General features: G+C 72.8%; 15 protein-coding genes. 3 read left to right on the top strand and 12 right to left on the bottom strand.

The window, feature by feature from the left end; genetic code table 11:
- Positions 1–15 precede the first annotated feature (15 nt).
- Positions 16–516: a helix-turn-helix domain-containing protein gene (locus ACFVQZ_RS15680; protein ID WP_383622719.1), complete on the bottom strand. Its 501-nt coding sequence runs from the start codon at positions 514–516 to the stop codon at positions 16–18.
- Between the two features lie 63 nt (positions 517–579).
- Between ACFVQZ_RS15680 and ACFVQZ_RS15675 the strand changes: the two genes are divergently transcribed.
- Positions 580–1,119, top strand: coding sequence for a PH domain-containing protein (locus tag ACFVQZ_RS15675; RefSeq protein WP_383622716.1), 540 nt, complete (start codon positions 580–582; stop codon positions 1,117–1,119).
- A 143-nt stretch (positions 1,120–1,262) separates the two neighbouring features.
- On the opposite strand, the gene ACFVQZ_RS15670 is transcribed toward ACFVQZ_RS15675, so the two are convergent.
- The 10 genes from ACFVQZ_RS15670 to ACFVQZ_RS15625 all read right to left on the bottom strand — a co-directional run bounded on the left by ACFVQZ_RS15670 (position 1,263) and on the right by ACFVQZ_RS15625 (position 6,724).
- Positions 1,263–1,688, bottom strand: coding sequence for a helix-turn-helix transcriptional regulator (locus ACFVQZ_RS15670; RefSeq protein WP_383622714.1), 426 nt, complete (start codon positions 1,686–1,688; stop codon positions 1,263–1,265).
- A 100-nt stretch (positions 1,689–1,788) separates the two neighbouring features.
- The gene (locus ACFVQZ_RS15665) at positions 1,789–2,352 is read right to left on the bottom strand and encodes a glyoxalase/bleomycin resistance/dioxygenase family protein (protein ID WP_383622711.1); all 564 of its coding nucleotides are present in this window, start codon (positions 2,350–2,352) and stop codon (positions 1,789–1,791) included.
- A gap of 76 nt (positions 2,353–2,428) precedes the next feature.
- Positions 2,429–2,773 (bottom strand): hypothetical protein, encoded by a 345-nt coding sequence (locus ACFVQZ_RS15660; protein WP_383622708.1) that lies wholly within the window; start codon positions 2,771–2,773, stop codon positions 2,429–2,431.
- Positions 2,774–3,165: 392 nt separating this feature from the next.
- Complete coding sequence (locus ACFVQZ_RS15655) at positions 3,166–3,747, bottom strand: hypothetical protein (protein WP_383622705.1); 582 nt, start codon at positions 3,745–3,747, stop codon at positions 3,166–3,168.
- Complete coding sequence (locus ACFVQZ_RS15650) at positions 3,744–4,253, bottom strand: hypothetical protein (RefSeq protein ID WP_383622702.1); 510 nt, start codon at positions 4,251–4,253, stop codon at positions 3,744–3,746. The genes ACFVQZ_RS15655 and ACFVQZ_RS15650 overlap by 4 nt, the downstream gene beginning before the upstream one ends.
- Positions 4,250–4,771: a hypothetical protein gene (locus tag ACFVQZ_RS15645; protein WP_383622699.1), complete on the bottom strand. Its 522-nt coding sequence runs from the start codon at positions 4,769–4,771 to the stop codon at positions 4,250–4,252. Before ACFVQZ_RS15645 ends, ACFVQZ_RS15650 begins: the two co-directional genes overlap by 4 nt.
- Position 4,772: 1 nt before the next feature.
- On the bottom strand, positions 4,773–5,636 hold the full coding sequence (locus ACFVQZ_RS15640) for a protein transporter Sec31 (RefSeq protein WP_383622697.1): 864 nt from the start codon (positions 5,634–5,636) through the stop codon (positions 4,773–4,775).
- The gene (locus ACFVQZ_RS15635) at positions 5,636–5,791 is read right to left on the bottom strand and encodes a hypothetical protein (RefSeq protein WP_383622694.1); all 156 of its coding nucleotides are present in this window, start codon (positions 5,789–5,791) and stop codon (positions 5,636–5,638) included. The genes ACFVQZ_RS15640 and ACFVQZ_RS15635 overlap by 1 nt, the downstream gene beginning before the upstream one ends.
- Positions 5,791–6,135: a hypothetical protein gene (locus ACFVQZ_RS15630; protein WP_383622691.1), complete on the bottom strand. Its 345-nt coding sequence runs from the start codon at positions 6,133–6,135 to the stop codon at positions 5,791–5,793. The genes ACFVQZ_RS15635 and ACFVQZ_RS15630 overlap by 1 nt, the downstream gene beginning before the upstream one ends.
- A gap of 76 nt (positions 6,136–6,211) precedes the next feature.
- Positions 6,212–6,724 (bottom strand): hypothetical protein, encoded by a 513-nt coding sequence (locus ACFVQZ_RS15625; RefSeq protein ID WP_383622689.1) that lies wholly within the window; start codon positions 6,722–6,724, stop codon positions 6,212–6,214.
- Between the two features lie 101 nt (positions 6,725–6,825).
- Here ACFVQZ_RS15625 and ACFVQZ_RS15620 point away from each other — a divergent pair, with 101 nt between their 5' ends.
- Positions 6,826–7,053 carry a hypothetical protein gene (locus ACFVQZ_RS15620; RefSeq protein WP_383622686.1) on the top strand — a complete coding sequence of 76 codons (228 nt, stop codon included), beginning with the start codon at positions 6,826–6,828 and terminating at the stop codon, positions 7,051–7,053.
- A 73-nt stretch (positions 7,054–7,126) separates the two neighbouring features.
- Here ACFVQZ_RS15620 and ACFVQZ_RS15615 read toward each other — a convergent pair whose 3' ends face one another.
- The gene (locus ACFVQZ_RS15615) at positions 7,127–7,465 is read right to left on the bottom strand and encodes a hypothetical protein (RefSeq protein ID WP_383622683.1); all 339 of its coding nucleotides are present in this window, start codon (positions 7,463–7,465) and stop codon (positions 7,127–7,129) included.
- A 159-nt stretch (positions 7,466–7,624) separates the two neighbouring features.
- Between ACFVQZ_RS15615 and ACFVQZ_RS15610 the strand changes: the two genes are divergently transcribed.
- Entirely contained in the window at positions 7,625–8,095 is a 471-nt protein-coding gene (locus ACFVQZ_RS15610; protein ID WP_383622680.1) for a hypothetical protein, read from the top strand.
- Positions 8,096–8,228 lie beyond the last annotated feature (133 nt).

Genomic DNA, 8,228 nt, shown 5'->3' with positions numbered 1-8,228 from the left:
CGGCCCCCTTCCGGTCTACTCCGCCGGGGCCTCGCCGCCGCCCATCATGCCCCGGAGCCAGGCGTCCACGGCGGCGAGGCCCTGGGTGTCGGTCTCGGGCGGGACGAGGCGGAGGGACTGGGCGGCGGCGGCCGTGGCGGCGGCCATGAGCGCCCGCTTGTCGGCCGCCGGCGGCTCGGGCACGTCCTGCTCGGTGTACTTGTTGTCCTTGCCGCCGATGTTGAAGACCTTCGCGGGCTCCCACAGCCGCTCGGTGAGGCGGAGCGCGTCGTCCAGCAAGGCGTCGGCGAGGATCGCCCGCTTCTCGGCGAGCTGCGCTTTGCGGTGCTGGGTGGCTTTCTCGGTCCGCGTGCACTCGAACTCCAGGTTCAGGCGGGCGGCGATGACCGAGATGGTGCGGGTGCCGCGGTCGAGGCGCCTCGCGATCTCGTTCCGGCCGAGGCCCTGCGCATGAAGGTCCCGTACGGCCTGTTCGTCCTCCTCGGTCACAGGCCGCGGGCGCTGGGCGTTCGCCACGATTCACCTCCAGGGAGACAGGGCGGGCGGATACGATCCGGACCACCAGAAGAAGGGGTGGGAATGGGCAAGTTCAGTGACCGGCCGGACATCGAGGCGGCTGCTCAGAAGGTGAAGCCGGCGATCGGCGCGAAGCGGGAGATCCAGCATCTGCCGACGGTGCTGTGGGAGGGCGAGATGGTCGACATGCTCGCGACCGGCGCGTACGGCGGGGGCGTCGGCCTGGTGGCGCTCACGGACCGCCGGCTGCTGTTCCTGAAGCACGGGATCATGTCGCAGGCCCTGGAGGACTTCCCCCTCGGCAACATCAGCTCGGTGCAGTGGTCGGCCGGCATGCTGATGGGCACGCTGTCGGTGTACGCGTCGGGGAACCGGGCGGACATCAAGAGCGTGCCGAAGCAGCACGGTGAAGCGCTGTCGTCGCGGCTGCGGATGGTCATCTCCGCGCCGCCGGCCGCGGCTGCGCCCGCTGCGGTGCAGGCGCCTGCTGGTGCGCCGGACGTGGCGTCGCGGCTGGCGACGCTGGATCAGCTGCGGGTCGCGGGCGCGATCTCGGAGGCGGAGTACCAGGACCGTCGGGCAGCGATCCTCGCGAGCATCTGAGGCCGTTCATGCCGAAGGCCCCGACCGGGTGGGTGGTCAGGGCCTTCGTGCGTTCCGTTCTGAATCCGGGCACGCCGGACTGCCGTCCATGATGCGACACGCGCCACGGTTTTGCAACTAGGTGCATAACCGCGCGCTCTCCGCTACGTCGCGCGCCGGTACGCCCGCCTGTTGGCCAGGTGCTCGGCCACGGTCGAGCCCGTCCACAGGCTGGGCTGTCCCTCGCCTTCGGTGTCGGGCGCGGGCCACCGGCCCCGGCTGATGTCCGCGCGGATGGAGTCGGGACGCAGGCCGGTAGCCTCAGCGATCTCCGCGACGGTGTACAGCCGGTCGGGGGCGAGCTGCACGGTGTCGCGGGTGTGGTGCTCGTCGACGAACGAGGCCACGGCGGCCGGGGCGAACTCCAGGCTGCGCCCGCGCTTGCCGGTGGGTGCCGGCCAGTCGGGGTGTCGGCCCCAGCGCGGGTTCTCGGCGACGTACCGGGGGCTCTTGCCGTAGTGCGCGGCGATCTCGGCGAAGGTCACGCTGGTCCGCCCGGGCGGGGGTGCGGGGGCGCTGGTGGCTACCATGGCGGTGGTTCTCCTCTTGGGGAATCTGCTGGCCGACGGGGCTTGCTCACCACCCTCCGGGTGGCGGTCTTCGGACTGGGCCCCGTCGGCCGTTGGTGTGTCAGGTGCCGAGCTGCTCGCGGGCCTGGGTCAGGGCGGTCTCCAGGGTGTCGGCCACGTTCTCGTGGCCGGTGAAGCCGTCGTCGGTGCCGGGCCCGATGGTCCAGCCCCAGCCGCTGGTGTCGTGGCCGTCGATGGTGATCGTGTGGTCTCCGATCGTGATGACGAGGGACAGGTTCCCGGCGGGGAACGCGATGGCGGTGGTGTGGGCGTCGGCGCCGAGGATGCGGGCGATGGCGGCGCGGGCGGTCTGCTCGGTGGGCATGGTGTTCTCCTCCAGGGTGGTCAGGACGACGGTGCGCCCGTCCGGGTCGGTCAGCGTCTGGCGGCCGGCCGGGGTGTCGGCGGCGCGGGCCGGCGCGGTCAGGCCGAGCCGGAGGTAGCCGGTGGCCGGCCTTCGGTTGGCCGGGTACAGCTCCAGGACGGCGCCGTGCGCGAGCGTGGCGGCGTAGTGCTCGGGGCCGGTGCCGTGCCGTTCGCGTACGAGGGTGAGGCCGAGTCCGCTGTAGAAGTCGCGGCAGGCGTCGAGCCGCTCGGTGTAGAGGACGATCAGGTCGTTGATCACTGGGTCGCTCCGGGGTCTGGGGAAGCCGTGGGAGAGGTGGGTGCCCGCCCCGGTGGCTCCGGGGCGGGCGGTTGGTCTAGCGGCCTCCTGCTCGCCTGTAGACCTCCTCGCCGGTGCGCTTGTTTGTGATCCTCAGCGTTCCGTCGGGCTCCGCGTAGATCACGTTGCCTCTGGTGACTGCGATCAGCCTGCCGTCGTCCTCTTCGGTGATGTAGTCCGCGCGGGGCGGGTACATCCGGCCGTCGAAGGCGAGTCCGGGGTTCGGGTTCTTCGGGACTCCGCTGTAGTCGTCCTCCACGCTTTCCAGCGTCTCGGAGAGTTGGCGGAGGGCGTCCCTCGCTCCCGTTGCCGGTGGCAGCGCGTTCAAGCGCTGGTAGACGATGTTCAGTCTCTCGGCGAGAGACAGGGTTCCGTCTGTCACGGCTACCTCTTTTGAGTTGGGAATCTGCTGCGTCTTCCGGGGTGCTCGCCCCTTCCGACAACACCTACATTACAGGCTTAGACCCACACTTTGCAAGTGGGTGTGCGGGGAGAAGTCCGAGAATCACGAAAGCCCCCGCCCTCGGTCCCGGGCGCGGGGGGCTTTCGCGGATGCGGGCTCGGCGCCTACTCGGCAGCCGCGTCCTCGGCGGCCCAGCGCGCCTCGTCGGCGGCGTCCAGGCGGTACTCGTCATCGCGGTCCATCTCCGCCAGCTCGGCAGCGGTGAACACGTCGGCAGTGGTCATGTCGTCGTCGTACAAGGGTCCTCCTGAGGGGAGACGGCCCGGGAGATGCCCGGGAGACGGTGGGAGAGGGCAGGGAGAAAGTGCAGGTCAGGCCGCGTCTACCTGCGCGGGAGGCGGGGCCGTCTCCTCGGTGGGGAAGAGGCGGTCCAGGTCGGCCGCGCGGACCCCCCGGGTCGGCACCCCGCCCACCTTCACCTTGGGGTCGACGGGGATGCCCAGAGCCTCCAGACGGGTCCGCAGATCGGCCACCCTCCAGCCCTCGCACTGGCCGTGCTGCTGGAGGTGCGCGAGGACCGTCGACAGGTGCACCGCCGGGTGCCCGCCGAGGACTTCCCGGAGGAGCGCCACGGCGGCCTCGGCCGGGTCGGCGGCCGGGGGCTGCTCCTCGGCGACGGCCGGCTCCTCGTCGGCGCCGTCGGCCGGGGCGGTGGCGCGCCAGGCGGCGCGCACCCACCAGGCGGTGAGCAGCCACATGAGCCAGGGCATCGACCGCAGCACAGCGAGCGCCCCGTACGCGACGGCCGCAAGGGCAACCAGGCGGGCGACCGGGCCGAGTGCGGCGGCCCAGCCGGAGAGGTCGGCCCGGCGGCCGGCGGCGACCCACGCGGCCAGCGCCTCCGAGCGGTGGCGGGCGACGATCGCGCTCCCGGCGGCGATGCGGCGGATCACAGGATCCCCGCGCTCTCGACGGCGGCCCGCACGGCGTCGCCGGTCTGGTTGACGAGTCCGGGCAGGAACTGGAGCGCGCCTGCGACGCCGGCGGTCGCGCACAGGGACGCGCCGCAGAACACGCCGCCGGCCATCCGCTTCTTGTCGTCCTTCCCGGCCTTCCGCCAGGCGAAGACGACGCCGACCGCGATCAGGAACACGACGACGGCGCCCTCTTCGGTGAGGCTGCCGGACAGGGACCCGCGGGTAAGGGCGGTGCTCGACTGCGTGCCGGTCACGGCCCCGACGGCCTTCGAGCCGGCGGTGCTGCCGACCTGGGGCGCGCATCCGGCGAGCATGCCGAGGAGTCCGCCGGCGCACATCGCGCCGACGACGCCGAGCGCTGCGCCCTTCCCGAACGGGGCGAGGAGTTTCGGGTCGCGGTTGCTGGTCCACCAGGGGCGGAGGTTGGCCCAGAGGATCACGGCCGTGAGCGCGAGGCCGGCGAGCGTGAGGGGGGCGTTCATCGGGTGACTCCGGTGGTGATCGTGACGAGGTCGTAGGGGTCGAGCGCGCCGAAGACCAGGCCGACGAAGGCGATGGCGGCGGCGGCGAGGTAGCGCAGGGCGCCGGTGCGGTAGAGGCCGCGGGCAGCGAGCAGCAGGGGGACGATCGCGAGGGCGTAGGCCCAGGGGGCGCCGACCTCGGTGCGGGTCTCGCCGACGGTGTAGGCCCAGACGCTGGCGAGGCTGTAGCCGACGCCGGGGATCGGGACCATGGCGGCCAGGAGCGCGACGGCGATCTTCCAGGGGGGTGCGATGCCGGTGATGTAGGTCCAGGCGCGCTCGCGGCGGGTCGGCTCGGGCTGTTCCTCGTCGTCGGGCAGGAGCCGGACGTGGACCTCGATCGAGCTGGGCGGTTCGGCGGGCGGCGCTGGGGCGGGCGGGGTGCGCCAGGGCGGGAGGTCGCCGGGGCCCGGCGGGTGGCCGGGCAGCGGGGCGCCGCCGGGGACGATGTGGGACGGGGTGACGGGGCGGTCGCTCATCTCAGGCGCCCTTCTTCGCTGCGGGGCTGCCCTTCAAGGCGCGGAGGTAGCGGCTGACCGTGTCGGGGGGCGCGGCTCGGCCCTGCACCTCGCTGACGTACCGCTGCACGGCATGCGGGTCCCGGATCCCGTGCTCCCAGGCGAGCTGTACGGCGTCCTTCGTGGTGACGGGCATGGTCGGCATGGTGACGACGTCGGCGTCCGGGCCGTCCTCGTCGTCGTCCACCAGGTCCGGATCGGCGTCCGGGGTGCGGCGCGCGGTCTCCTCCGCCGCGACCAGGCCCCGGGCGCGCGCCAGCTCGCGGCGCACCGGGATGAGCGCCAGCTGGCCCTCGGCCTCGGCCCGCTGAGCGTCCACCCACTGCTGCGTCCGGGAGTTCAGCCGGTGGGTGAAGGAGCGCAGCGTCAGCCACCACAGCGTCTTCGCGCCGGCCGAGACGGCCGAGCCGATCAGCCCGATGGTGAACGACCCTGCCGCGTGGCCGTGCGCGGTGATCGCGACCATGGCGACGGCGAGCGCGACCCACCCGGCGCGGCGGGGCGCGGCGGCGCGGGCGGGGTCGTAGCGGGACAGCCACTCCAGGGCCATGCAGCCGATCCAGAGCAGGTCGAACGTGGCGGCGGCGGCGTACGCGGCGCCGGCGGGAACGTCGGCCTGGAGGAGCGCGCCGATGCTGACGGTGGACCAGGCGACGGCCGCCGCGCCGACGATGCCGGCGACGGCGAGGAGTCCGGTGCGGACGGCGCGGTCCCAGTCGCGCGGGGGGACGGGGACGCGGATGGTGTACGGCTCGTCGACGAGGACGGTGCGGCCGTCGATGGTGTGGGGGACCTTGCGGGTCTCGGTGATGGTGCGGGTGCGCATCAGGCCCTCTGCTGCTTGTCGATGGTGGCGCGGATGGCGGCGGCGGCCTCGTAGTCGCGGGCGCAGGCGGCCGGGGTGGCGGGCTCGGCGAGGATCGGGTTCGGCCGCGGGGTGCGGTCGGGCTCGGCCGGCGGCTCGTAGGTGGGGGTGTCCATCAGACGTGCGCCCTCCGGACGATCGCGCGGATCCGGAGGGCGTACTCGCCGCGGGTCTCGGCGTGGCGCGGGGCCGGGAGCAGCCGGAGGAGTGCGGAGACGACCTCGGTGGCGTGCTCGGGGTCGTGGCCGGTGCGGTCGGTGGCGTAGCTGGAGGCGAGGCACTTGCGGGATGCCTCGATGATGCGGTCGGCCGGTCGGGTCTCGGTGAGGTAGTCGGCGATCAGGGTGGCGATGGTGCCGATCAGGTTGTGGAGGGCCTGGGCGTGGACCTGGCGGAGGGCTTCGTCGGGCTGGGTGAGGTGGCTGGTGGGCGCGCTGGTGGCGCCGTTACGCTCGGGCATGGCCTTCTCCTGGTTGAGTCAGGGGTGGGCTGGCCCCGGTCTGGAGGTGCGAACTCCGGCCGGGGCCGCTTGCGGTTCAGGCGAGGCAGTTGGTGCAGCTGTCGTGCGGCTCGTCCTCGTGGTCGCGGCAGATGGCCTTGATGAAGAACTCGTTGTCCGCGTCGCCGGCGAGGGCCTCGGCCGCCCAGTTCGCGACCTCCGTGGCGCAGTCGCCGGCGTAGATGAAGCCTCCGGCCAGCTCGTCCCACACTCCGTAGGTCACGCCGCTCTCGCAGCGGGGTACGGGCAGCTCGACGGTGTGGGCGCCTCGCTTGTCCGGCACGTGGTGGCTGGCGCAGGTCGTCATGGTGGCGTTCACGGGCTTCTCCTGTTCGGAGGTCTGGGCGTCTTTGGTCGCCTGCGCGTCGTTGCCGAAGCGGGCGTAAGCCTTGTTGCTGCCGGGGCAGTGGCCGGCCGTCATGTCCTGGACCTTGTTGGGGCGGCCCCACTTGTCGTCGCGGGTGGCCGGGCGGTGCTTACGCATCCCGCCGTCCTTGTTCACGGGCCCGTACCACATGCAGTGGTCACAGCACTCGCGTCGAGCGGGCATCTCGGGCTCCTTCCTACGTCAACTAGCTTGGCCAATCGCCTTGACGATTGTCAAGTGACTTGGCCTATCTGCTTGCCTGATCGCGTGGCATGATGTCCGCCATGGACACCACCGCCCTTGACGCAGCCGCCCGGCGCTACCGGCGTGCCGAGGCAGCACTCGACAAGGCGCGCGCCGAACTCACCGCCGAAGTGGTGGCCCTGCTGGACGGGAACGAGGAGCGCGGGGCCCAGGCCGAAGTGGCACGCCGCACGGAGTGGTCACGCGAGCAGATCCGCCAGATCATGCAGCGTCACGCCGAGGCCAAGCGGGCAGCCGCAGAGGAGTGACGGTCGTAGCCGCACCCGCCTACACCTCGGCCCCCGCCCGGATCCGTCCGGCGGGGGCAGTCGTCTGCCTCCGTCAGTTCGGCAGCTTGCCGAGGGTCATCCGCCGGGCGGCCACGGCCAGGGCGATCGGCCGCCCGAGCCGGCCGTCCTCGTACCGCCAGGGGCCGCGGCCGTGGTCGTACTCCGGCACCGGCTCGGGGGAGCCGAGCAGCACGTAGCCGCCGCTGATGGCGGCGCGCAGGGTCGCGTCGGCGATGCTCCCGCAGTAGGACGTGCGGGACCAGACGGTGGGCGTCGCCGTGTCCCGGACGATCAGGCCGTGGCGGCCGGCGGCGCCGGACAGCAGCCAGTGCGGGTAGGTGGTGTGGAGCGTCCGGAGGAGGCGGCCGAGGCCGGTGCGCTGCTGGGGCATGACGGGGTCCCTTCAGCCGGGGGCGGGTACGGGCAACGTAGCGACGGCCGGCCGGGGCGGTCTGGTCCGCAGGCCCAGGACGAGGGTGCGACAGGTCACACTCGACTGTCCGGACCCGTCCGGATGCGGCCGGACCCGTCCGGATCCAGGGTGGACAGCATGACCCAGCAGCAGCCACACGTGGTGGTGGATCCGCCCGATGAGCAGGGCGGACGCCGGGTCCGGATCGACGGACAGCTCGCCGGAACCGCGTACTCGCTCGGCCACGTCGCCGGGCTCCTCAGGCGCGCCGGCTGGCTCGTCGCCGGGTCGTGGCCGCCGGTCGAGTGGCGCGGCGGCGGCGCCGATGTCTGGCCGAGCCGGCCGTTACCGTCTGTCCTCCGCCGCCGTTCACGAGCCGTGGACACCGATGAGCCGATTACCGGCACCTTCTCCTCGGCCGACCGCGTGCCGCTGCTCACGCTCGATGAGGCGCGCCAGCTCGTAGATCTGCTGCTGCACTTCGAGGACGACAGCGAGGAGGGGCGCGCCGCGGGCCAGCTCGCCGCCGACCTCGCCCGCCGTGTCTTGAACGGCTTCCGTTGGACCCAGGCGAACGGCAGGAAGTGGCCCCACCTCTCGAACGGGTAGCCGACGACTCACCCGGACCCCTGACGGCCTCTTCTCGCTGGCTGCGCTTGTGCGCGGGCCACCCACCGGCCCGCCGGTCGAACGCTTGGCGGAGCCACTTCTCACCGTTCCGGTGGGGCCACCGGAGACCGTC

The sequence above is a fragment of the Streptomyces sp. NPDC057854 genome (genome assembly GCF_042797055.1).
In the GTDB taxonomy this organism is placed as follows: domain Bacteria; phylum Actinomycetota; class Actinomycetes; order Streptomycetales; family Streptomycetaceae; genus Streptomyces.
Note: the sequence above shows the minus strand (reverse complement) of the source record. Positions and strands in the feature narration are given on the sequence as shown.

What these genes read in the sequence shown, in the direction of transcription:
- ACFVQZ_RS15675 (WP_383622716.1), top strand. Translation starts at nt 580, where the DNA reads ATGGGCAAGTTCAGTGACCGGCCGGACATCGAGGCGGCTGCTCAGAAG.
- ACFVQZ_RS15670 (WP_383622714.1), bottom strand. Translation starts at nt 1,688, where the DNA reads ATGGTAGCCACCAGCGCCCCCGCACCCCCGCCCGGGCGGACCAGCGTG.
- ACFVQZ_RS15650 (WP_383622702.1), bottom strand. Translation starts at nt 4,253, where the DNA reads ATGAACGCCCCCCTCACGCTCGCCGGCCTCGCGCTCACGGCCGTGATC.
- ACFVQZ_RS15645 (WP_383622699.1), bottom strand. Translation starts at nt 4,771, where the DNA reads ATGAGCGACCGCCCCGTCACCCCGTCCCACATCGTCCCCGGCGGCGCC.
- ACFVQZ_RS15640 (WP_383622697.1), bottom strand. Translation starts at nt 5,636, where the DNA reads ATGCGCACCCGCACCATCACCGAGACCCGCAAGGTCCCCCACACCATC.
- ACFVQZ_RS15635 (WP_383622694.1), bottom strand. Translation starts at nt 5,791, where the DNA reads ATGGACACCCCCACCTACGAGCCGCCGGCCGAGCCCGACCGCACCCCG.
- ACFVQZ_RS15630 (WP_383622691.1), bottom strand. Translation starts at nt 6,135, where the DNA reads ATGCCCGAGCGTAACGGCGCCACCAGCGCGCCCACCAGCCACCTCACC.
- ACFVQZ_RS15625 (WP_383622689.1), bottom strand. Translation starts at nt 6,724, where the DNA reads ATGCCCGCTCGACGCGAGTGCTGTGACCACTGCATGTGGTACGGGCCC.
- ACFVQZ_RS15620 (WP_383622686.1), top strand. Translation starts at nt 6,826, where the DNA reads ATGGACACCACCGCCCTTGACGCAGCCGCCCGGCGCTACCGGCGTGCC.
- ACFVQZ_RS15615 (WP_383622683.1), bottom strand. Translation starts at nt 7,465, where the DNA reads ATGCCCCAGCAGCGCACCGGCCTCGGCCGCCTCCTCCGGACGCTCCAC.
- ACFVQZ_RS15610 (WP_383622680.1), top strand. Translation starts at nt 7,625, where the DNA reads ATGACCCAGCAGCAGCCACACGTGGTGGTGGATCCGCCCGATGAGCAG.